This window comes from Streptomyces candidus, assembly GCF_014207445.1.
GTDB classification, from domain to species: Bacteria; Actinomycetota; Actinomycetes; order Streptomycetales; family Streptomycetaceae; genus Streptomyces; species Streptomyces candidus.
This window is the reverse complement of record NZ_JACHEM010000011.1, coordinates 183,102-204,931: the sequence shown is the minus strand read 5'-3', so window position 1 is coordinate 204,931 and position 21,830 is coordinate 183,102. Positions and strand designations below refer to the sequence as shown.

Annotated in this window: 20 protein-coding genes; 12 read left to right on the top strand and 8 right to left on the bottom strand. The window is 73.4% G+C overall.

Annotated features, from left to right (window positions below):
* Window positions 1-79 precede the first annotated feature (79 nt).
* Both HNQ79_RS21620 and HNQ79_RS21615 read right to left on the bottom strand, forming a co-directional pair.
* Window positions 80-652, bottom strand: coding sequence for a PH domain-containing protein (locus HNQ79_RS21620; protein WP_185033560.1), 573 nt, complete (start codon window positions 650-652; stop codon window positions 80-82).
* Window positions 630-1,457, bottom strand: a complete 828-nt coding sequence (locus tag HNQ79_RS21615) for a glutamate racemase (protein ID WP_185033558.1) — start codon at window positions 1,455-1,457, stop codon at window positions 630-632. The genes HNQ79_RS21620 and HNQ79_RS21615 overlap by 23 nt, the downstream gene beginning before the upstream one ends.
* A 101-nt stretch (window positions 1,458-1,558) precedes the next feature.
* On the opposite strand from HNQ79_RS21615, the gene HNQ79_RS21610 reads away from it, so the two are divergent.
* Window positions 1,559-2,767, top strand: a complete 1,209-nt coding sequence (locus tag HNQ79_RS21610) for a glycosyltransferase (RefSeq protein WP_185033556.1) — start codon at window positions 1,559-1,561, stop codon at window positions 2,765-2,767.
* Between the two features lie 49 nt (window positions 2,768-2,816).
* On the opposite strand, the gene HNQ79_RS21605 is transcribed toward HNQ79_RS21610, so the two are convergent.
* Window positions 2,817-4,160, bottom strand: coding sequence for a TerD family protein (locus tag HNQ79_RS21605; RefSeq protein ID WP_185033554.1), 1,344 nt, complete (start codon window positions 4,158-4,160; stop codon window positions 2,817-2,819).
* A 161-nt stretch (window positions 4,161-4,321) separates the two neighbouring features.
* Here HNQ79_RS21605 and HNQ79_RS21600 point away from each other — a divergent pair, with 161 nt between their 5' ends.
* The 4 genes from HNQ79_RS21600 to HNQ79_RS21585 all read left to right on the top strand — a co-directional run bounded on the left by HNQ79_RS21600 (window position 4,322) and on the right by HNQ79_RS21585 (window position 9,132).
* The gene (locus HNQ79_RS21600) at window positions 4,322-4,891 is read left to right on the top strand and encodes a DUF6643 family protein (protein WP_185033552.1); all 570 of its coding nucleotides are present in this window, start codon (window positions 4,322-4,324) and stop codon (window positions 4,889-4,891) included.
* A 90-nt stretch (window positions 4,892-4,981) separates the two neighbouring features.
* On the top strand, window positions 4,982-5,818 hold the full coding sequence (locus HNQ79_RS21595; RefSeq protein WP_185033550.1) for an MOSC domain-containing protein: 837 nt from the start codon (window positions 4,982-4,984) through the stop codon (window positions 5,816-5,818).
* 94 nt (window positions 5,819-5,912) lie between these two features.
* Window positions 5,913-6,566, top strand: coding sequence for an Rv1733c family protein (locus tag HNQ79_RS21590; protein ID WP_229923599.1), 654 nt, complete (start codon window positions 5,913-5,915; stop codon window positions 6,564-6,566).
* A 148-nt stretch (window positions 6,567-6,714) separates the two neighbouring features.
* Window positions 6,715-9,132 carry a right-handed parallel beta-helix repeat-containing protein gene (locus HNQ79_RS21585; RefSeq protein WP_185033548.1) on the top strand — a complete coding sequence of 806 codons (2,418 nt, stop codon included), beginning with the start codon at window positions 6,715-6,717 and terminating at the stop codon, window positions 9,130-9,132.
* Between the two features lie 15 nt (window positions 9,133-9,147).
* Here the strand turns inward: HNQ79_RS21585 and HNQ79_RS21580 are convergent, their stop codons facing one another.
* Window positions 9,148-11,535: a hypothetical protein gene (locus tag HNQ79_RS21580; protein ID WP_373312593.1), complete on the bottom strand. Its 2,388-nt coding sequence runs from the start codon at window positions 11,533-11,535 to the stop codon at window positions 9,148-9,150.
* Window positions 11,536-11,882: 347 nt separating this feature from the next.
* Between HNQ79_RS21580 and HNQ79_RS21575 the strand changes: the two genes are divergently transcribed.
* On the top strand, window positions 11,883-12,713 hold the full coding sequence (locus HNQ79_RS21575) for a DeoR/GlpR family DNA-binding transcription regulator (RefSeq protein ID WP_185033546.1): 831 nt from the start codon (window positions 11,883-11,885) through the stop codon (window positions 12,711-12,713).
* A 371-nt stretch (window positions 12,714-13,084) separates the two neighbouring features.
* Here the strand turns inward: HNQ79_RS21575 and cds1 are convergent, their stop codons facing one another.
* On the bottom strand, window positions 13,085-14,308 hold the full coding sequence (gene cds1, locus HNQ79_RS21570; protein ID WP_229923600.1) for an L-cysteine desulfhydrase Cds1: 1,224 nt from the start codon (window positions 14,306-14,308) through the stop codon (window positions 13,085-13,087).
* Window positions 14,309-14,619: 311 nt separating this feature from the next.
* On the opposite strand from cds1, the gene HNQ79_RS21565 reads away from it, so the two are divergent.
* Entirely contained in the window at window positions 14,620-14,901 is a 282-nt protein-coding gene (locus HNQ79_RS21565) for a hypothetical protein (protein WP_185033544.1), read from the top strand.
* Window positions 14,902-15,060: 159 nt separating this feature from the next.
* Entirely contained in the window at window positions 15,061-15,537 is a 477-nt protein-coding gene (locus HNQ79_RS21560) for an ATP-binding protein (RefSeq protein ID WP_185033542.1), read from the top strand.
* Window positions 15,538-15,603: 66 nt separating this feature from the next.
* Here HNQ79_RS21560 and HNQ79_RS21555 read toward each other — a convergent pair whose 3' ends face one another.
* Window positions 15,604-16,224 carry a hypothetical protein gene (locus HNQ79_RS21555; protein ID WP_185033540.1) on the bottom strand — a complete coding sequence of 207 codons (621 nt, stop codon included), beginning with the start codon at window positions 16,222-16,224 and terminating at the stop codon, window positions 15,604-15,606.
* A gap of 164 nt (window positions 16,225-16,388) precedes the next feature.
* Window positions 16,389-17,618 (bottom strand): ROK family protein, encoded by a 1,230-nt coding sequence (locus HNQ79_RS21550; RefSeq protein ID WP_185033538.1) that lies wholly within the window; start codon window positions 17,616-17,618, stop codon window positions 16,389-16,391.
* 66 nt (window positions 17,619-17,684) lie between these two features.
* Here HNQ79_RS21550 and HNQ79_RS21545 point away from each other — a divergent pair, with 66 nt between their 5' ends.
* The 4 genes from HNQ79_RS21545 to HNQ79_RS21535 all read left to right on the top strand — a co-directional run bounded on the left by HNQ79_RS21545 (window position 17,685) and on the right by HNQ79_RS21535 (window position 20,322).
* A complete protein-coding gene (locus HNQ79_RS21545) occupies window positions 17,685-19,040 on the top strand; it encodes an MFS transporter (protein WP_185033537.1) in 1,356 nt (451 codons plus the stop codon).
* Between the two features lie 60 nt (window positions 19,041-19,100).
* The gene (locus HNQ79_RS21540) at window positions 19,101-19,853 is read left to right on the top strand and encodes a maleylpyruvate isomerase family mycothiol-dependent enzyme (protein ID WP_185033536.1); all 753 of its coding nucleotides are present in this window, start codon (window positions 19,101-19,103) and stop codon (window positions 19,851-19,853) included.
* 176 nt (window positions 19,854-20,029) lie between these two features.
* Window positions 20,030-20,128 (top strand): DUF6332 family protein, encoded by a 99-nt coding sequence (locus HNQ79_RS34555; protein ID WP_221507993.1) that lies wholly within the window; start codon window positions 20,030-20,032, stop codon window positions 20,126-20,128.
* Window positions 20,116-20,322, top strand: a complete 207-nt coding sequence (locus HNQ79_RS21535; RefSeq protein WP_221507992.1) for a DUF6332 family protein — start codon at window positions 20,116-20,118, stop codon at window positions 20,320-20,322. Before HNQ79_RS34555 ends, HNQ79_RS21535 begins: the two co-directional genes overlap by 13 nt.
* A 143-nt stretch (window positions 20,323-20,465) precedes the next feature.
* Here HNQ79_RS21535 and HNQ79_RS21530 read toward each other — a convergent pair whose 3' ends face one another.
* Window positions 20,466-21,728 (bottom strand): geranylgeranyl reductase family protein, encoded by a 1,263-nt coding sequence (locus HNQ79_RS21530; RefSeq protein WP_506005060.1) that lies wholly within the window; start codon window positions 21,726-21,728, stop codon window positions 20,466-20,468.
* Window positions 21,729-21,830: the final 102 nt, after the last annotated feature.

Here is a 21,830-nt window from a genome sequence, read left to right as displayed (position 1 = left end):
GAGTCTACGGTGGCCGCGCCCCACCGGAGGAGGGCGGTCCGGTCCGGGCCGGGGACCTGGCCGGAGCGGGCCCGTCGGCTCATCTCTCCGGCTGCCCGGCTGCCGGGTGGGGGAGGAGCCGGTCGCGGATCGCGCGTACCGCTCCGGCCGCGTCGTCGACCGTGACGGTGAAGGTGCGTCCGTCGCCCAGTCGCAGCACCACGCCTTCGCCACGCCGCACAACCACCGCCGTGCCCTGTTCGGGCCGCCAGCGGTAGCCCCAGCCGCCCCAGTGACGCGGGGTGACGCGGGGCGCGAACTCGACGCTTTTCACGTGCGAGAGCGGAATGCGGCGGCGCGGCAGCCCCAGGTGGCCGCAGCGCACCTCCAGTGCCTCGTCGTCGACCGTGACGGTGACGTGCACGAAGGCGAGTGTCCCGAAGATCACCATCAAGCCGACGAGCAGACAGCCGACGACCGCCATCAGGAGCGGAATGATGCCGGAGACCCAGGGGGAGCCGACGGCGAGTTCGATGCCCAGTGCCAGGACTCCCGCCCCGGCGGCCGAGAGCAGCCACTGCGCACGGTTCGTGGCGCGGCCGGTCCAGCGGGTGGTGGGGGGCGCAGCGGCGGACTCGTCGGAACGGTCGTCAGCGCCGGGGAAGTCCCTCATGCACAGCAGCGTACTCAGGTTCCGGGCGCATGGCAGCGAGCAGCCGGCCCTCGGCATAGGCGAGGGCCGGGGCGGTGAGGGTCGCCGAGCGGCGTCCGCTGAGCAGAACGGTGAGGTGGGAGACGGGGTCGGCGGCCGGGGCGGGAGCGGCGCCTGCCCGTCGAAGTGCTTGTGCGGCGACTGCCTCCGCCGAGCCCAGAAGGGAAAGCGGGCGGGGATCGGCCGGCTGCCGCAGGGCGGTGCGGATGCGTTCGGCGACCAGTTCGTAATGGGTGCAGCCCAGGACGACGGTCCTTGCCTCGGGCGGGGTGAGGGCGGCTGCCGCGGCCACCGCCGCGTCGATCGCCGCGTCGTCGGCGCTTTCCAGGGCGTCCGCGAGTCCGGGGCAGGGCACCTCGGTGACGGCGACGCCACCGGCGAAGTCGCGGATCAGGCCGCGCTGGTAGGGGCTGCCGGTGGTGGCCGGGGTCGCCCAGATCGCGAAGGGCCCGCCGGCCGCGGCGGCCGGCTTGATCGCGGGGACGGTGCCGATGACCGGGATCCCGGGCTCCAGTTCGGCGCGGATCGCGTCCAGGGCGTGCACGGTGGCGGTGTTGCAGCCGATGATCAGGGCGTCGGGGCGGTACGCCGCCGCGGCCCTGGCGACGGCGAGCGCGTGCTCCGTGATGTCCTCGGGGGTACGGGGGCCCCAGGGCATCCCGTCGGGGTCGGAGGCGACGACCAGGTCCGCGTCGGGCCGCAGCCGGTGCACCGCGGCCGCCGCCGCGAGCAGGCCGATTCCGGAGTCCATGAGCGCGATCTTCACCAGGTCACCCTAGTCGAAGCCCTCGAACACCCGGGCAGGCGACCGGGCCGTGCGCCCCGGCGTCCTCCCGCCGGGGCGGCCGCTGCGGCAGACTTCGACGGGTGAGCGTCGTCGCGTGGATCGCTGTGGGATCGCTGTCCGTCTGGCTGTGGCTGCTGGTGGGCCACGGCTTCTTCTGGCGCACCGATCAGCGCCTGCCGCCGCGCACCGCGCCGCCCGCGGGGCGCTGGCCGCACGTCGCCGTGGTCGTGCCCGCGCGCGACGAGGCCGCGGTGCTGGCCAAGAGCCTGCCGTCGCTGCTGGCCCAGGACTATCCGGGCGGCGCCGAGGTGATCCTGGTGGACGACGGGAGCAGCGACGGCACGGGGAAGCTGGCGCGGGAACTGTCGGTGAAGTACGGCGGGCTGCCGCTGGCGGTGGTCTCACCCGGCGAGCCCGCACCCGGCTGGACGGGAAAGCTGTGGGCGCTGCGGTACGGGGTGGAAGTGGCCCGTGCGGGCAACCCCGCGTACCTGCTGCTGACCGACGCCGACATCGCGCACGAGCCCGACAGCCTCCGGGAACTGGTTTCGGCCGCGCGAGGCGACGGCCGGGCGGAGGGCGACGGTTCCGGCGGCGGGTTCGACATGGTGTCGCAGATGGCGAGGCTGCGCGTGACGAGCACCTGGGAGCGGCTCGTCGTCCCGGCCTTCGTGTACTTCTTCGCGCAGCTCTATCCGTTCCGGTGGGTGAACCGCGCGGGGGCGCGGACCGCCGCGGCGGCCGGCGGCTGTGTGCTGCTGCGTACGGAGGTGGCGCTCCGCGCGCGGGTGCCCGAGTCGATCCGGGGTGCGGTGATCGACGACGTGGCGCTGGCGCGGGCCGTGCAGCGGGCGGGCGGGCGGATCTGGCTGGGCCTGGCGGAACGGGTCGACAGTGTGCGCCCGTACCCCGGGCTCGGGGATCTGTGGCGGATGGTGTCGCGCAGCGCGTACGCCCAGCTCAGGCACAGTCCGCTGCTGCTCCTGGGGACGGTCGCGGGCCTGGTGCTGGTCTACCTGGTGCCGCCGTACGCCGTGGCCGCCGGCCTGTTCACCGGGGACGTGGCGGCGGGCTGGGCGGGGCTGGCCGCCTGGGCGGTGATGACGGGCACGTACCTGCCCATGCTGGCCTACTACCGGCAGACGGCGGCGCTGGCCCCGCTGCTGCCGTTCACGGCGCTGCTGTACGTGCTGATGACGGTGGACTCGGCCGTGCAGCACCACCGGGGCCGGGGCGCGGCCTGGAAGGGGCGTACGTACTCCCGTCCGGAGACCGCTCCGGACCGCTGAATCCCGGACGGGCGGGGGGGCCGTCCGCCCGTCCGGGAACGCGGAACCGTTACTTCCGGCCGGGCGTCCAGTCCATGCCCCAGCCGTACGTCTGGTCGACGGTGCGCTGCGGGCTGACGCCGCGCTGCGGCACCAGGTACTGGGCCTCCCGGCGGACTGTCAGCTCCCCGTTCTCGTCACTGATCAGCGCGAGCGCCGCGACGGTGGAGGGGACGGTGCACTCGTCGAGGGAGAAGTCGATGGGGGCGCCGTTCTGCGGGGTGAGCGTCACCGTGGCGTGCAGGTCGGCGAAGGAGCGTGCGCCCTCGTAGATCGTCACGAAGATCAGGACGCGCCGCAGCCGGTCCTTGTGGTCGAGGTTGATGGTGAGGTTCTCACCGGTGGAGACGGCGCCGGTGCGGTCGTCGCCGTCGAGCAGGATGTACGGCGGCTGGTGCAGCGCGCCGAAGGCGTTCCCCAGGGCCTGCACCACGCCCTTGCGGCCGTCGGTGAGTTCGTACAGCGCGCAGAGGTCGAGGTCGAGGTCGGCGTGCACCGCCATCGCCCGGCCGAGCTTGCTGCCCCACCCCTTGAACTGCTTGCGGGACTCCCAGTTGAGGTTGACGCGCATGGCGCCGCCGGTGCCGCCCTGCTTGGCCAGGGAGACGGTCGGCGACGCCTTGGTGAGCGTGACCTTGGAAAGCCGTACGGGGGCGGGAGCGGGCGCGGGCGGGGGCGTGGCGTACGAGGGGGACGGCGCGGAGGGCGTCGCGGGCGCCGCCCGAGGTACCGGAGTTGACGGGGCCGCCGTGGGCCGCACGTACGCCGGGGCCGCCGGTGCGGGTGGGGCCGCGGGGGCCTGCGCCGCCTGCTGGGGTTCGTCGACGCTGATCCCGAAGTTCGTCGCCAGTCCCGCCAGACCGCTGCTGTACCCCTGGCCCACCGCACGGAATTTCCAGGCGCCCTGCCGCCGGTACAGCTCACCGAGGACGAACGCGGTCTCGACGGTGGCGTCCTGGCTGTCGAAGCGGGCGATCTCCGTGCCGTTCGCCGCGTCCAGTACGCGTACGTACAGTCCGGGCACCCGCCCGAAGTCGCCGCCGTCCGCCGAGGCGGCCAGCACCACGGTCTCCACGGCGGGCTCCACGCGCGCGAGGTCCACGGAGAGCGTGTCCGTGACCACGCCGCCCGCACCCGGCTGCTTCCCCTCGTAACGCACGGCGCCCGAGGCGTGCGCGGGCTGGTTGTAGAACACGAAGTCGGCGTCGGAGCGCACCCGTCCGCCGGTGAGCAACAGCGCGGAGGCGTCGACCTCCGGCACTCCGGGGCCGGACCCGCGGCCGACTTCGACACGTACGGACTGCGCCGGCACCGGCACATTGGTTCCCTTGAGCATGAACGTGCTCGCCCCCATCACGAGTCGAAATAGACCGTTCCTTACACGATCCGAACGTTACAAGACGACCGATTTTCCCAAGTTAGCTCTGATTAGTGACCCATGGCCGCACACAACGCGCAAAACAACACTCTTACCGGGCTCCCCAACCAGAACATCTTGGGCTTAACTTATGTGCCATGACCTCCCCCCGCTCCACCTATGGCGGCGGCTACTATTCCGCCCCCTCCTTCGCGGACACTCCGATCTACGACTCACTGGTCGCAGAGCGGGGCACCCCCCAGATCGCACCGATCCGGGTGCCCGCCATGTACGACGCCGGCAACAGCTACCTGCCGGCCCTGCCGACCGCGCTCCCCGCGCTGCCGGCCGCACCCTCCCACCCGCAGCCGGCGTACGGCTACCCCCAGACCGCCGCGCCGCAACCCGCACCGGTGCAGCAGTACCAGCAGGCACCGCACCTCCAGCAGGCACCGATGCCGCAGCTGCAGCAGGCGCCCGCGCCCTACATCCCGCAGCAGACCGGCCAGCCGCGCGGCTACCCGGGACCTCAGGCCCCGCAGATGCAGCGGCCGCAGCCGCAGCGTCCCGTCGCTCCGACGGGACCGCACGGCCACCAGCCGCAGCGGCAGGCCCAGCCGGCCGGGTACGAGGCGATGCGCCCCGTGGCTCCGCGCCCCGCACCCGCCGCGCAGCAGTACGAGGACCCGTACAACCGCCAGTACCAGCAGGGCGGTGGCGGCTACTAGGGCGACGGGGCGAGGCAGCGCGCCGGGGCACCGCACCACGGCACGAGGTGGGCTCGGACGGATGTCCGGGCCCACTGGCAGGATGAACGCATGACGAATTCTGTTCCCGCGTCGGTGCACGCCCTGCACGTCTATCCGGTGAAGGCGACGGGAGGTTGCGCGCCGCGTGAGATGACGGTCGAGCCCTGGGGTCCGGCGGGGGACCGCAGATGGCTGCTGACCGACGCGGCGGGCAAGGCGCTCACCCAGCGCGAGCACGCACGCCTGGCACTGACCTCCTCCGAGCCGTTGCCCGGCGGGGCCGTCCGGGTGTCCGCTCCGGGCCACGACCCGCTGGAGGTCGCGGTCCCCGACCCCGTACGGACCGTTTCGGTGACGTTGTTCGGGGACAAGTACGAGGCGGTGCCCGCCGGTTCGGCCGCCGACGCGTGGTGGAGCGCCTACCTGGGTGCCGGGACCCGGCTGGTGCACATGGACGATCCGGCACGCCGGCGCCCCGTGGACCCGGACTTCGCGAAGGAGGGCGAGACCGTCTCCTTCGCCGACGGCTACCCCCTCCTGGTCACCACGCTGTCGTCACTGGACGCCCTCAACTCCCTGATCGCCCAGGGCGACCGGCCCGAGGAGGGCCCCCTTCCGATGAACCGGTTCCGGCCGAATCTGGTGCTCGACGGCACCGCCCCGTGGGCCGAGGACGGCTGGCGGCGGATCACCGTCGGCGAGGTGTCCTTCCGGGTCGTGAAGCCGTGCGGGCGCTGCGTGGTCACCACCACGGACCAGCGGACCGCCGAGCGCGGCAAGGAACCGCTGCGCTCGCTGGCCCGCCACCGCAGGTTCGGCAGCCAGTTGGTCTTCGGCCAGAACCTCGTTCCCGAGGGCACCGGGGTGGTGCGGATCGGAGACCCGGTGAGGGTCGAGGGCGCATAGAGTTCTGTCCCGAATCCGCCGAATGAGCGCATCTCCCCCGGGAACTCGCCGAGTGGCGGGGCGCGTTGACCGGCGGGCGCGGAAGGGGCGGACAGTGGGCGAAGCGGAACGGCCGGCACGGCGGAGGGAGCGGCTGCCGGCCCGCAGGGGGACGGCTTCGGGGGTGTGGCGGTGGCGCGGCAGTCCGCTGTGCCGGCCGACCGACCGCGTGGAGGCCTGGGTTGCGCTCGCGGCCGTCGTGCTCATCGCGTTCGTCGCCCCGGTGGCCGGCCTCACGGCCGGGGTGCGGACGGACGCGTCGCTCCAGCGGGAGGTGCGCCTCCAGCACGCGCAGCGGCACGGGACGACGGCCGTGGTGCTCAAGTCGGCGCGCGAGCTGCGCACGGGCGGCGAGGAAGCCGGCTCCGGATATCCGGGCCCGGCCACAGTGCTGGCGAGCTGGACGGCGTACGACGGAAGCAGGCACACCGGGCGCACGACGACGCTCCGCAGGGTGGCCGAGCCCGGTGACACGTTCCCGCTGTGGACCGACGACCGCGGCCGGATCGTCAACCGGCCCGTGGACGCCGCGGCGGCGCGCGCCCGGGCGGCGCTGACCGGCTTCGGTGCGGCCGTCCTGGTGGCGGCCCTCGCGCACTCCGGCAGGCGGCTGGTCGTACGCCGCCTCACTCGGCAGCGGTACGAGCTCCTGGACCGGACGTGGGCGAAGGTGGGCCCGGAGTGGGGACGCACGGGCGCGGGCGGCTGACGTCGTGTCCCGTGCGGCGCCCGGTGCGCCGGACGCGGCCGGACGGCGCTGCCGGGACCGGTCAACTCCCCCTCCCCCCGCGCGCTACGGTGGTGCAGCGAGATCGACGCGACATGCGGGACGCACGAGGTGGGGGCACGGCAACGCCATGGCACAGGGCACGGTCCAGGTGACGCACTCCGGCACGTCCAGGTGGCGGCGCCGCACGGGTGAGTACGACTCCCTCGCCGCCGCCCTGGAGGCCGCGGGGGACGGCGACGTCCTCACCATCGCTCCCGGTACGTACCGGGAGAACCTTGTCCTCCGGCGCGCGGTGACGCTGCGGGGGCCGGAGGGTTCCGCCGGTTCGGTGCGCATCGCGCCGGTGGACGGTGTGGCCCTGACGGTGCGCGCCTCCGCCGTCGTGCAGGAACTGTCCCTGGAGGGGCAGGACTCGGCCGCGCCCGCCCTGCTGATCGAGGACGGCACCCCGGAGCTGGAGGGCCTGCGGATCGTGACACGGTCCGCCGTCGGGATCGAGGTGCGCGGGGCGGCCAGGCCGACCGTGCGGCGCTGCACCATCGACAATCCGGGGGGCGTCGGCATCGGCGTGCTGGACGGGGCGGGCGGCCTCTTCGAGGACTGCGAGGTCCTCGCGGCGGGCCAGAGCGGCGTCTCGGTGAGCGGCGGCGCGCATCCGCGCCTGGAACGGTGCCGGATCCACCACACGTCGGGTTCGGGCCTGTCGGTGACCGGCGAGGGCAGCGGGGTCGAGGCGGTCGGCTGCGAGGTGTACGAGGTGAAGGGCACCGGTGTGCAGGTCACCGCGCGCGGTACTGGGCACCTCAAGGAGTGCGCGGTGCACCGCACTTCGGGAGACGGCGTGACCCTCGACACGGACGCGGTACTGACGCTGTCGGACTGCGACATCCACGACATCCCGGAGAACGCGCTCGACCTGCGCGGACGTGCGGTGCTCACGCTGTCCCGCTCGACGGTGCGCCGCTTCGGACGCAACGGCCTGTCCGTGTGGGACCCGGGCACCCGCGTGGACGCCAGCGGCTGCGAGATCCACGACAGCACCGGCGACTACCCGGCGGTGTGGGTGAGCGACGGGGCGAGCGTCGTGCTGGAGTCGTGCCGGGTGCACGACGTACCGGACGCGGTCTTCGTCCTCGACCGGGGCTCGCGCGCCGACCTCGTCGACAGTGATCTCACCCAGGTGCGCAACACCGCCGTCTCGGTGAGCGACGGGGCGGTCGCCCAGCTGGACGACTGCCGCATCAAGGAGGCGTCCACCGGCGCGTGGTTCCGCGACCACGGCAGCGGCGGCACCCTGTCCGGCTGCACCATCGACGAAGTGCAGACCGGTGTGATCGTCACCAAGGGGGCGGACCCGCGCATCGAGCGCTGCACCGTCACCTCCCCCGCCGAGTCGGGCTTCTACGTGTCCGCCGAGGGACGCGGCACCTTCCACAACTGCCGGGTGAGCGGCAGCACCGGCTACGGCTTCCACGTGATGGACGGCTGCCGTACGACGCTGACGCGCTGCCGCACCGAGCGGTGCGCGCGCGGCGGCTACGAGTTCCCCGAGGACGGGCCGGTGGTGGAGGACTGCGTCAGCGACGAGAGCGCGGTGAAGACCTCGGCCGTTGGGCCGCCACCGGCGGTGCTGACCGCCACCCAGTCCCCCGGCCTGCTCTCGGCCCTTCCCGGCCAGCGGCCGACGGCCGGCGCCGCCGCGGAGGTCACGGACGTCGCGGATCCGGCGCGCTCATCGCAGGACGTGCTGGGCGAACTCGACGCGCTGGTGGGCCTGGAGAGCGTCAAGCGGGAGGTGCGCGCCCTCACCGACATGATCGAGATCGGCCGGCGGCGCCAGGAGGCCGGACTCAAGGCGGCCTCGGTCCGCCGCCATCTGGTCTTCACCGGCTCCCCCGGCACCGGCAAGACGACGGTAGCCCGGCTGTACGGGGAGATCCTCGCTTCCCTCGGTGTGCTGGAACGCGGCCATCTCGTGGAGGTGTCCCGGGTCGATCTGGTCGGCGAGCACATCGGCTCGACGGCGATCCGCACCCAGGAGGCGTTCGACAGGGCGCGCGGCGGGGTGCTGTTCATCGACGAGGCGTACGCCCTCTCCCCGGAGGACTCCGGCCGGGACTTCGGCAAGGAGGCCATCGACACCCTGGTGAAGCTGATGGAGGACCACCGGGAGGCGGTCGTGGTGATCGTCGCGGGTTACACGGTGGAGATGGAACGCTTCCTCTCCGTCAACCCCGGTGTGGCTTCCCGGTTCTCACGGACCATCACTTTCTCCGACTACGAGCCGGACGAGCTTCTGCGGATCGTGGAGCAGCAGGCGGACGACCACGAGTACCGGCTGGGCACGGGCACCCCGGAAGCGCTGCTCAAGTACTTCACGGCGCTTCCCAAAGGGCCGGCGTTCGGCAACGGCCGTACCGCCAGGCAGACGTTCGAGTCGATGGTGGAGCGGCACGCGGGCCGGGTCGCCCAGTTCACCGAGGTGTCCACGGACGACCTGACGCTGCTCTATCCGGACGATCTGCCCGAACTGCCCGTGCACTGAGGTGCCGCGCGCACGTCACCCGCCCGCCCTCCGTCCCGCCCTGTCCTGGCGCGGCAGGGCGGTCTCCGGCAGCCGGTCCAGGAGCTTGTCCCGTTCGACGGCGAAGGCGGGGTCGGCCTGGTAGTCGGAGTGGCCCAGGACCGGTGCGGGCAGCGGGTGGGCGCGGGTGCGGCCGTGGGCGAGCGGGTCGAGCAGGGCGTCATGGTCCACCGGCTGTCGTCCTGCGCCGGGGTCGACGCGGACGGGGCCTCCTATCGGGTCGGTGTGCCGCCACAGGTTGCGCCAGCAGGCGACCTCGTCGTGCAGGTGGCGCAGGCAGTCGGGGCCGAAGTGGGCGGGGAACCAGCGGCCGTACAGGCGCTCCAGCGGCGCACCGTACGTCAGCAGGGCGACCCGTCGGCGGGTGCGCCGCGGGAGCTGCCAGAGCGCGGCGGCGGACAGGACGCTGCCCTGCGAGTGGCCGGAGATGACGAGGCGGCCCCCGGTGCGTTCGGTCCAGGTGGCCATCCGCCAGGTCAGGTCCGGCACGGCCCGTTCGGCGTAGCAGGGCGGGGCGAAGGGATGGGCGGCGCGCGGCCAGAACGTGCCGACGTCCCACAGGATCCCGATGGTGCGGCGGGCCTTGGGGTCGCGGTAGGCGCGTCGGCCCCAGGTGACGAACAGCAGGAATCCGAAGCCGACGAGCCATGAGCCGAGGGCCTGGGAGGTGTGCGCGAAGGCCTCCACCGCGGAGGGGGTGCCCTTGGCGGCGCGGCCCGGCACCTCGTCGTAGAGGTGCGCGCCGAGCAGTGCGACACCGCCCAGGGCCAGCGTCGCACCGGACAGGACGGCCAGCATGCGCGGGGCCAGGTCGGTGAGGGAGGCGGCGGCGCGGGCCAGGGCGATGCGCCGGGTGCGCACCGGGTCCGGGTTCTCGCCGGGGTAGTCGGCCTCGACGCGCGCGGCGAGGGAGCCGCGGGTGTGCCAGGTGCGTACTCCGTAGCGGAGAGCCAGCAGGAGCAGGACGCACAACAGCGGCGGGATGACGGACGCCTGCCAGGTCAGCAGGACGGGCGGGCCGGCGACACCTTCGGCGGGGCGTGTGCTCATGCCCGGGGTGGCGGAGCCGTCGAGCCAGTCGGCGACGCGCTGGGCGACGCCGCCGGTCATGACGCCGCCGAGCGCGCAGGCCAGCATGGCGACGGCAGGGCCGCCGAGTCCGCGCATGGCGCTGCGTGCGACGGGCGCCCCGCGGTGCAGAAAGAACGCGACCGCGCCGAGCGTCAGGATCAGCACGAGCTGGGCGAGGGTGAGCAGACCGAAGGCCCGGTCGGCGCCGCCGAGGCGGCCCGCCGACGTCCAGCCCGGCCGGGACCAGCCCGCGTACAGCACGGACAGCAGCAGTGCGGCGAGCGCGGTGGCGGGCAGCAGGGTGACCAGTGCGCGGTCCAGCGCCGCATCGAAGCGCGACTCCGTGCGTCCGCGCCGGCACACCACCCACACGACGACGATCCCGCCGGCCGCGAGCGCGCCCTGGAGGGCCCAGCCGAGCACGTCCGGCACCGTGTGGGCGGCCGACCTGTCGTAACGGGCGGTGGTGACGGCGAGGGCGGCGGCGACGGTGAGAAACCCGGCCGCGGTGTGCGCGGCGCGCAGCCGGGCGACGAGCCTGCGTCCGTACCAGAATCCCGGGCGGCCGAGGGCCGGGCCGGATGCCGCGCCCTCGGTGTCGTCGGGGGCGGCGGGCAGCGGCTGCTGGGACTCGTACGCGCTCCAGGTGCGGTGCGAGAGGTACCAGAGCAGTCCGGTGAGGGCGGCGGGAACAAGGGCGGCCAGGGCGATCCGCCGGCCGGGCTGACTCCACCAGCCGCCGTGCGCGGTGGACAGGAAGCCCAGCCAGGACTTCCTGCCCGCACAGGTGGTGGAGCCGCCGCACTGCCAGGCGGTCAGGTCGAGGGCGACCTCGCAGGCGGCCCCGACGAGGAGGAAGGTGAGGCTGAGGGCGACGAGGCGGACCAGGACGCCGTAGAGGCGGAGGATGCGGGGGTGCCCGTCGGAGGCGGGGCGCATCCAGTGCGCGAGATTGACGACCATGAAGGGCAGCAGCAGGAGCCACAGGGCGCGGATGCCGTTGCCCGAGGTGAGGTTGCACCAGACGTACGCCTCGGGGATCGGCTTGTCCCGGTAGTCGGTGGGCCGGTCCTCGGCGTCGACGTCCTCGCTGCGGCGGAACACCGCGGCGGTGCCGTCGCCGGTGACGCGCACGGTGCGGGGGTCGTCGAGCATCTCCTCGGGGGTGGCGCCGCCCACGCCGTGGACGAGCAGTTCGAGTTCGAGCGCGGGCGGGGTGCCGGGCGTGGCACCGGCCGGGACGAGAACCTCCGGAGCGGCGGCTCGCGGGGTGAGAATCTCCGGAACACGGATGCCCGGAGCGGCGGCTTGCGGGACGCGGGCATCCGGAGCCACGGCTTCCGGAGCGGGGCCGTCCGGGACGGCGGGGGCAGGGGGCACTTCGGGACTCGCTCTCGCGGACGTACGACGGGCCGAGGCCGACGGCAAGCTGCTGCTTCTACGCAGGCCTTACGCGGAATTCCAGCATCCCGGACGCGGCCCTCCCTGCCCACCCCGCCGCACATTCTTCGCAAGTCGCGCCCGCACGCCGCACCTCACCCGTCCCTCGCGTGGCGTACCGCACCATCCGTGGAGGCGCGTTGCACCCCGTGCGAGGATGAGCAGCCCTTACGGCGACGTGGAAAGGACCGGGGCCCGCAGTGACCGAGAATCAGAACCTGCTCGCGGAACAACGGCGCGCCCTCATCCTCGACGAGGTCAGGCGGCGCGGCGGGGTGCGGGTCAACGAGCTGACCCGGCGGCTGAACGTGTCCGACATGACGGTACGCCGCGACCTCGACGCCCTCGCCCGCCAGGGCGTTGTCGAGAAGGTGCACGGTGGTGCGGTGCCGGTCGTCGAGGCGAGCGCCCACGAGCCCGGCTTCGAGGCGAAGTCGGCGCTGGAGCTGTCCGCGAAGGAGGACATCGCGCGCACCGCAGCCGCGATGGCCGTCCCCGGCAGCGCGGTCGCCCTGTCCGGCGGCACCACGACGTACGCCCTGGCCCGGCATCTGCTGGACGTGCCGGACCTGACGGTGGTGACCAACTCGGTACGGGTGGCGGACGTCTTCCATGCGGCTCGCCAGCCGGGCGGCGACAACACGGGGGCGGCGACGGTGGTACTGACCGGCGGGGTGCGCACCCCCTCGGACTCCCTGGTGGGGCCGGTCGCGGACCAGGCGATCGGCTCGCTCCACTTCGACCTGCTGTTCCTCGGGGTGCACGGCATATCGGTGGAGGCGGGGCTGTCCACACCGAACCTCGCCGAGGCCGAGACCAACCGAAGACTGGTCGACTCGGCCCGCCGGGTGGTGGTGGTCGCGGACCACACCAAGTGGGGGACGGTGGGCCTGAGTTCGTTCGCGGCGCTGGACCGGGTGGACGTCCTCGTCACGGACAGCGGACTGTCGGACGCGGCACGCGAGGAGATGGCGGAGCACCTGCCGGGGTTCGTGGTGGCCGGAGAGCCGGCGGATCCCGCAGACAGCTGATACCCCGTCAACTGCCTTCTGCCTGTGCCTCGTATCCGTGACGCGTGAGGTCAGCCCCGTGGGGTCCGCCACTGAGGGATGTGGGGCTCGACTTCGTCGAGTCCGCCCCGTGCGCCTGGTGTTCGCCGCCGACGTCCGTGCGCCGCCAGAGGACGTGTACCGGGCGTCGGCCCGGGAGACCGCCCCATTGGCCCGCTGGTTTCCGGCGGTGACGTTCGCCAGGCCCACGGCCCGCGGCCGGGAGACGCACCTCCTGGGCGGCATCAGGTTCATGGAGACGGTGCTGGCCGCCGAGCCGTCGACGCGCTACGCGTACCGGATCGACCTGACCAACGCGCCGCGTGAGGCGCGCACGGGCCGGCTCTTCGGGACTACGGCCAGACGCCGGTCGCCAGGAACTTGTCGATGGCCGCCGAGTAGGGGGCGATGTCCAGGCCCTGTTCGGCCAGCCAGGCGTCCGAGTAGTACTTGTCCAGGTAGCGGTCGCCCGGGTCGCAGATCAGGGTGACCACGCTGCCCGTGCGGCCCTGCTCCACCATCTCCGCGACGATCTTCAGCGCGCTCCACAGGCCGGTGCCCGTGGAGCCGCCGGCCTTGCGGCCGAGCACCGCCTCCAGCGCCCGTACGGCGGCCACGCTCGCAGCGTCGGGAACCTTCATCATCCGGTCGACGGCGCCCGTCACGAACGACGGCTCCATGCGGGGGCGTCCGATGCCCTCGATGCGGGAGCCGCAGTCGCTGCCGGCGAGCGGGTCGCCGTTCGTCCAACCGTCGAAGAAGCAGGAGTTCTCCGGGTCGGGGACGCAGATGAAGGTGTCGTACTGCATGTAGTGCACGTAGCGGGCGATGGTGGCGGAGGTGCCGCCGGTGCCTGCCGTGGCGACGATCCAGCTCGGCTCGGGGTAGCGCTCCAGCCGCAGCTGCTGGTAGATCGACTCGGCGATGTTGTTGTTGCCGCGCCAGTCGGTGGCCCGCTCGGCGTAGGTGAACTGGTCCATGTAGTGGCCGCCGGTCTCGGCCGCGAGTGCGGCGGACTCCTCGTACATCTTGCGCGAGTCGTCCACGAAGTGGCACCGGCCGCCGTGGAACTCGATGAGGCGGATCTTCTCCGCGCTCGTCGTGCGCGGCATCACCGCGATGAACGGCACCCCGACCAGCTTCGCGAAGTACGCCTCGGAGACGGCGGTGGAACCGCTGGACGCCTCGATGACGGGGCGCCCCGGCCGGATCCATCCGTTGCACAGCCCGTACAGGAACAGCGAACGGGCGAGCCGGTGCTTGAGGCTGCCCGTGGGGTGGGTCGACTCGTCCTTGAGGTACAGGTCGATGCCCCACTGCTCGGGCAGCGGGAAGCGCAGCAGGTGGGTGTCGGCGGAACGGTTCGCGTCGGCCTGCACCTTGCGCACGGCCTCTTTGAGCCAGGCCCGGTACTCGGGGTCGCTGCGGTCGACGTCGCCGGTGGGAACGGCGACGGCCGGCCCGCCCCCGGGGCCCGCAACACCGGCCGGGCGTACGGGACCTGCGGGTGCGTCGGGACCTGCCGGGCCGTCGGGGCCCGTCGGATCCGCGGGACCCGCCGGTTCGCTGGTGCTCATCCGCGCCACTCCTCCTCCTGCTCGCATCGGTTGCCCGAGGGGACTGCGCCTGCGGCACGTGCACCCGGCACAGCGATCCTCGCATTCGCCATTTTATCCCTCCTACCTGCACAAACGTTCACTTTGGGCAGCCATAGCACTCCCTTGTGCCACGGGCACCGGGTGGCGGGGGCGCAAAAAACGGAGTGCTCCTTTCCGCGCGCCGTCCCTCTGGTGCACGCGCCCGGCCGGGGGCAGACTGCCGAGCAGTGCACGGGGGTACGAACCGGGGGTCAGTGAGCGAAACTCGACCGGAAGGGGGCGAACAGGCAATGCCGGAGCCCGAATTCAGTGTCCTGGGCGTACGGATAGAGCGCTGGACGCGCTCGCTCACCAGGGCGGGACAGGTCATCGTCCGCGACGGCACGCTCAGCCTGCTGAGGAGCGACGGCGCACTCATCGACAGCGCCCCGCTGGACGCGGTCACGACGGGCAGGCCCTGGTTCGCCGGGGACGGCCGACTGGTGGCCCGGCTGAACGGCACCCGCTATTCGCTGACCGCCCCGGAGCCCGGCGACGGCCTCCTCGAAACGCTGCGTGGCGCGCATGGCTGAAGCGACGCGAGTTGCGAGGCGGTTTCCGCTGGGCCACCCTTGCGATACCTCACCAAGGGTGTGCGGACGGTGACGCTGAGATCCGGCCCCGTTCGACACGCACCCGGAGAATCAGATCGTCTCCGACCGCCTTCCGACCTCAATCGGGGAGTCGCAGCCGTGATCAGCAAGCCCAGCAGGCACTGCACGGTGGAGCTCCAAGCCCTGCCGTCGCGGATCGGCCAAGTCCGCAGAATCGTTTCAGCGCAGTTGCGCTATTGGCATCTGGACCCTTTGATCGACCCGGCGGCACTCGGCGTGACCGAGCTGCTGACCAACGTGCACCAGCACGCGCAACCGGACAAGACATGCACCGTGGAGATGGAGCTGCTCTTCGACCGGCTCACGGTGTCCGTCCGCGACCACGACCCACGGCTTCCCACCGTGTGTGACGCCGAACCCTTCGACACGGGCGGACGCGGTCTGTCCCTGATCGAGGCGGTCAGCGAAAGCTGGGGCGTGCGCCCACTGGGGGACGCGGGGAAGACCGTCTGGTTCGCCCTGCCCACCCCCTCGGTCACCCTGAAGTCGGCCCCGCTCACGGGGCACGAACGCAAGAAACGCACCGCGCAGGTCCAGTCGGCCCCCGTGGGCTGACCGGGCCCGCGCCCGGTTCTCCGCCGGGCGGTCCGGCAGCGTCACGCCGGCCGCCCGGCCGAGGCATCAGCGGGGTTCGCCGTACCAGCGCCAGGTGTCGCGCCGGGCGACCCCGGAAAGTTCGCCGCGGCCGGTGGCCCACAGCAGAGCGGGCCAGGGCGGCGGGCCGGCGGCGACGTCGGGGAAGAGGCGGGCGAGCGCGCGGGCACACAGCTCGGCGGGAGGCTGCCATGCCTCCCCGATGCCCAGCCCGGTCGCCAGGTCGTGCGTGTGCACGAGCGTCTCGACGACGCCCATCGCGACGAATCCCTCGGGGTCGGACACCCCGAAGACGTGGTGTGCCCGTACCCGCGGCGGCGCGGCGGCGGCCACCGCGTACAGCAGTCCGCCCGCCGATTCGAGCACCGTCAGCAAGCCCTCCACGCCCGCCTTGCGTGCGACGCGGACCGCGTTGCACGGCGAGCCCGGAGCCTCCTGCGTGTACCGGAGCGGCACATCGGCGTCGGTACGCCCCGAGGCGAGCTGGGCGGCGTACGAGAAGAGATCGTCGACGAGGTGCTCGGCGGTCTCCCAGCAGTCCCAGTCGAGCCCCCCGGCCTTGACGCCCCAGTCGTTCCCCGCGGTCTGCCGCAGGACGGCGGAGGCGAGGCCGACGCTCCGCCGTATGTCATCAGGGGTAACGGTCATCCCCGGAAGGTAGCAAGCCGTCTCGCCCACCCCGGTGACGCCCCGGCCCGGCCGGACTCCTGCCCACGCACCCGGCGGCGCGTCCGGGATCCGCCCGCCCGAGGGCCTGCGTCGCGGGTGACGGCGAGCACCGCCCGGCCCGCAGCACGCCTCGGCCGTTGCGGCTACGCTCCCGCCGCCAGCCCCCGCAGCGGATCGTCCAGCACCGGTTGCCACGCCACCTCCGCCGCCCCCACCAGCGAGTTGTACTCCAGCGTGCACGGCAGGATCGGCACTCCCCCGCTGCGTCCCCACAGACTGCGGTCCGCCACCACCGCCCGCAGCCGGTCGGGCTCGGCGGCCAGCAGGGCCTGGTGCAGGCCGCCCAGGATGATCCGGTCCGGGTTGAGGATGTTCACCAACCCCGCGAGCCCCAGTCCCAGCCGGTCCACGAGCGCCCTGGCCGCGCCTCGCACGACCGGGTCCCCGTACTCCTCCCGGAGCAGTTCCTTCGCCTGGTGGAGCAGCGACGTCTCGGGGCCCGGCGTCCGTCCCGCCTCGGCGAGGAAGGCGAGCGGGTCGGTCTCCACGTCGAGACATCCCCTGCTCCCGCAGAAGCACGGCCGCCCCTCGGGGTTCACCGTGAGGTGCCCCACCTCCAGCGCCAGCCCCGAACTCCCGCTGTGCAGACGCCCGTCGAGCACCAGCGCTCCGCCCACCCCGCGGTGTCCCGTCGCCACGCAGAGCAGGTGGTGGGCGCCGCGGCCCGCCCCGTGCCGGTGTTCGGCCAGCGCGGCGAGGTTGACGTCGTTGCCGGTGAAGGCGGGTCCCTCGATCCCGGCGGCGGCGACCCGTTCGGCGAAGATGTCCCGGACCGGGGAACCGGCGGGCCAGGCCACGTGGATGGGATTGAGCGCGGTGCCCTCGGGTTCGGCGACGGCCGACGGCACGGCGAGCCCCGCCCCCGCGCACCGTCGTCCGCTCTGCCGCAGCAGTGCGGCGCCCGTGTCGACCACCGCGCCGATGACCTGTGCGGGGTCCGGGTCGACGACCTCGCAGCCCGGCGCGGTCGCGACGATCCGTCCGCCCAGGCCCACCAGGGCGGCGCGGAAGCCGTCGGAGTGCACCTGGGCGGCGAGCACCACCGGGCCCGCGTCGTCGACGGTGAGCCGGTGCGAGGGGCGGCCCTGCGAACCGACGGCGACGGGCCGCGAGTCGACCGTGATGAGGCCAAGCGCTTCGAGTTCGGCGGCGACCGCGCCTGCGGTGGCGCGAGTGACGCCGAGTTCGGCGGTGAGCACGGCGCGGGTGGGCGCGCGGCCGGTGTGCACGAGTTCCAGCGCGGGCCCGAGCGCTCCCCGGCCCCTTTCCAGCTTCGTTCTGGTGCTGCTCACCCGTGTCCCCTTGCCGTTCATGACGTGGAGTCTGCCATGCCGTCCGGGCGCCTTGCCCCGTTCGGTGGCTTCCCCTACGCTGAGTTTGTGCCGAACCTAAACAAAGTCCGGACGGCCGCATCAGGGGGACCGGGCGGAACCACCGTCGCAGCGCCCTCGCCGGCCCGCCTCCGTCTCGCCCTGACCCTCTTTTTCGCCCTCGACGGTTTCGTCTTCGCCGGGTGGGTGGTGCGGATCCCGGCCATCAAGGCCCAGACCGAGGCCTCGGCCGCCGCGCTGGGACTCGCCCTGCTCGGAGTGTCGGCGGGCGCGGTGATCACCATGACCCTGACCGGACGGCTCTGCGAACGCTTCGGCAGCTGCCGGGTCACGGTCGTCTGCGGCGTGCTGCTCTCGCTGAGCATCGCGCTGCCGCCGCTGACGCACTCGCCGCTCGCGCTCGGTCTCGTCCTGCTGGTGTTCGGCGCGACGTACGGCGCCATCAACGTGGCGATGAACAGTGCGGCCGTCGACCTGGTCGCGGCGCTGCGCCGACCGGTCATGCCGAGCTTCCACGCGGCGTTCAGCCTGGGCGGCATGGTCGGCGCGGGGCTGGGCGGACTCGTCGCAGGCGGCCTCTCCCCGCTCGTCCACCTGACGGCCCTGACCGCACTGGGCCTGCTGCTCACGGCGGCCGCCGGGCCGATGCTGCTGCGGGAGTCCCGGCATCTCGCGCCGGTACGGCCCACCGCGTCGGCGGGCAGCCCCCCGGCGCCGCGGTCCTCGAACCGTACGGAGACGGGCCCGCCCTCCCGTACGGGAGCAACCGCCCATGGCCCGGCGGCCGACGCAGCACCCACCGGCGCCGACGCCGCGCGCCGCGGCAGGCCGCGCACCTCGCCCGCCACGCGTCGTACCGTCGCGCTCTTCGGCGTGATCGCCCTGTGCACGGCTTACGGGGAGGGCGCGCTCGCGGACTGGGGTCCGCTGCACCTCCAGCAGGACCTCGGCGCGCACCCGGGCGCGGCGGCAGCCGGCTACGCACTGTTCGCGCTCGCCATGACCGTCGGCCGGCTGACCGGCACCACCCTGCTGGAGCGGCTCGGCCAGACCAGGACGCTGGTCGCGGGCGGGGCGACCGCCGCCGTCGGTATGCTCCTCGGCTCCCTCGCGCCGACGCTGTGGCTCGCCCTGCTCGGTTTTGCCGTGACGGGTCTCGGCCTGGCGAACATCTTCCCCGTCGCGATCGTGCGGGCGGGCGAGCTGGCGGGCCCGAGCGGGGTCGCCACCGCGTCGACCCTCGGCTACAGCGGCATGCTTCTCGGCCCGCCCGCCATCGGTTTCCTGGCCGAATGGTTCTCACTGCCCTTCGCGCTGACGACGGTGGCGGTACTGGCCGCCACGGCCGCGGTCCTGGGCCTGGTGGCCGGCCGGGCCCGTCCGGGGCCCTCCTGCGCGCACTGAACGGCACACGCTCGGAAAACGGCCACGACCACACCGCGCGGACATGCCATGATCGGCCTCATGACCCTCGACGAGACCCACATCAACTGCCTCGCTGCGGAAGGGGAGTTGCTGGCGTCCGCCGCCGAGAGTGCGGGCACCGACGCCACCGTCCCCGGCTGTCCCGGCTGGCGGGTGCGCGACCTGTTGCGGCACACGGGCAAGGTCCACCGCTGGGCGACGGCCTTCGTCACGCAGGGGCACCGGGAGTACCGCCCCGGCGGCGCCGAGCCCGACCTCGACGGGGCCCCGCTGCTCGACTGGTACCGGGAGGGGCACGCCGCCCTGGTCGCGGCGCTGCGCTCGGCCCCCGACGACCTGGAGTGCTGGACGTTCCTGCCCGCTCCGTCGCCGCGCGCCTTCTGGGCCCGTCGGCAGGCGCACGAGACGGCGGTGCACCGGATCGACGCCGAGTCGGCGACCGGCCGTCGGCCCGGCCCCGTGGAGCGCGACTTCGCACTCGACGGCATCGACGAGCTGCTCACGGGATTCCACGCGCGCGACCGGAGCCGGGTCAGGACCGATTCCCCGCGCACGCTGCGGATCAGGGCCACGGACGCGCCCTCGGGCACGGACGCCGTGTGGACGATGCACCTGACGAAGGACGCACCGCCGCGCGTCGTACGCACCGATGACGGTCCGGCCGACACCGAGCTGAGCGGGTCCGCGGGGCTGCTCTACGCGGTGCTGTGGAACCGGCTTCCCGCGGAGTCGGCCGAGCTGTCGGGGGACCCCCGGCTCGCGGCGGCGTGGCGGGAGTTGTCGGGCATCTGAGGTCCGGCGTCCGGCGCGGGACACCCGGGACACCGGGCGTGCGGCGGCAACCTCGCGGACAAGCCTGTACCGGAGGCGCCGCCGCACCCGCAGCAGTTCGGGATCGCCGGGCACCCACCGTACGGCCGGGAAGCGGGCCTCTTCCCTACGGCCGTACGGCTTGTCACGCTTCCCCCATGGAAACGGGGGCCCGGCCACGCCGGACGCAGGCACAGCGCGACGCCATGACCATCGAGACCGGATACGCGCTGGTCAGTCCGCTGTGCTGGCCGTGATCACGCTCTGCGCGCTGCTGTCCCCCGTCTACTTCCTCGACCTCTCCCCCGCCGTGACGAGGATCCTCCGCCTCGCGGCGGGCACACTGGCCGCCGTGGCCTTCCTGGTACGCCTCGTGCACGTCCTGCGGCGTTACCGGGGTGCGCCCGGCACCCAGCCGGGCCACCCGGGCCGCACCCGCGCCGACTCGTAGCCGCATCGGGCCGGCCGTGCCCACGGCCACCTGCCCGTACAAAAGGGAAACGGCCGCCCCGCGACGGCCCGCCGGACCAGGGCGGACCGACGGACGAGGACGGACCGACGGACCGTATCCGGCGGCCGTCGTGTGCGGCGGTGCTACTTCACGTCGCGCTCGGGCGCCGTGTCCGGCTTGTGCGTCGCGCTCAGCATCCGGTGCGCCACCGGGTGCATCCGCACCAGCTCGGCCAGGGTCGTCGCTCCGCTGGTCACCCGGGCGAACGCCCTCCAGGCCGGCCGGAAACCGGTGAGCGCGGTGTGCATCACTGCCGGGTGACGTGCGAACTGGGTGAGCAGGCGCTTGCCGACGCCCATCTCCACGCCCAGCCCGGCCTTGACCGCGAAGGCGTAGTTGAGGGCCTGCCGCCGGGCGTCGACCGCGTCCTGCGCCTCGGCGATCCGTACCGCCCACTCCCCCGCCAGCCGTCCCGACCGCAGTGCGAAGGAGATCCCCTCACGGGTCCACGGCTCCAGCAGGCCCGCCGCGTCGCCGCACACCAGCACACGGCCCCGCGACAACGGTGATCCGGCGGCGCGGCAGCGGGTCAGGTGCCCGGAGGAGATCGAGGGCTCGAAGCCGGAGAGGCCGAGACGGGCGATGTAGTCCGTCAAGTACTGCTTGGTGGCGGCCCCTTCGCCCTTGGCCGCGATCACGCCGACGGTCAGCGTGTCGCCCTTGGGGAAGACCCAGCCGTAACTGCCGGGAAGGGGGCCCCAATCGAGGTGCACCCGGCCGGCCCAGTCCTCGGCGACGGTCGCGGGCACGGGGATCTCCGCCTCCAGGCCGAGGTCGACCTGGTCGAGTTCCACACCGACGTGTGTCCCTATCCGGCTGGCGCTGCCGTCGGCGCCCACGACGGCCCGCGCGAGTACGGTCTCCCCGTCCGAGAGGATCACGGCCGCGGTCCGCCGGTCGGGGACCGCCGCGCCGTGCTGTTCCACGCGGGCGACGGTGGCGCCGGTGCGCAGGACCGCGCCCGCCTTCGTCGCCGTGTCCACCAGCGCCTGGTCGAACTCGGCCCGGTTGACGAGGCCGAACAGCATCTTGCGGGACTTCCTGGTACGCGTCAGTTTCCCGTCGAGCGAGAAGGTCACCGCGTGGATCCGGTCCCGCAGCGGCAGGACGAACCCGGGCGGAAGGCTGTCGCGGGCCGGGCCGATGATGCCGCCGCCGCACGTCTTGTAACGGGGCAGTTCCGCCTTCTCCAGCAGGAGTACGCGCCGCCCGGCGCTCGCCGCCGCGTACGCCGCGGAGGCCCCGGCGGGCCCTGCCCCGACCACCACGACGTCCCACACGGGCCCGCCGTCCTCGCCCCGCTCGTGTCCGGCGTCTGCTGTGGCGTCTGCGTTCTCGCTGCTCACGATGTGCTTCTGCTCCTGATCCGACCCGTGCCCCATGCTTTCCTGCGGCATCCTACGGCGCGGCCGACGCGGGCTCCCCTGTGGGAGGATCGGTCACGTCTT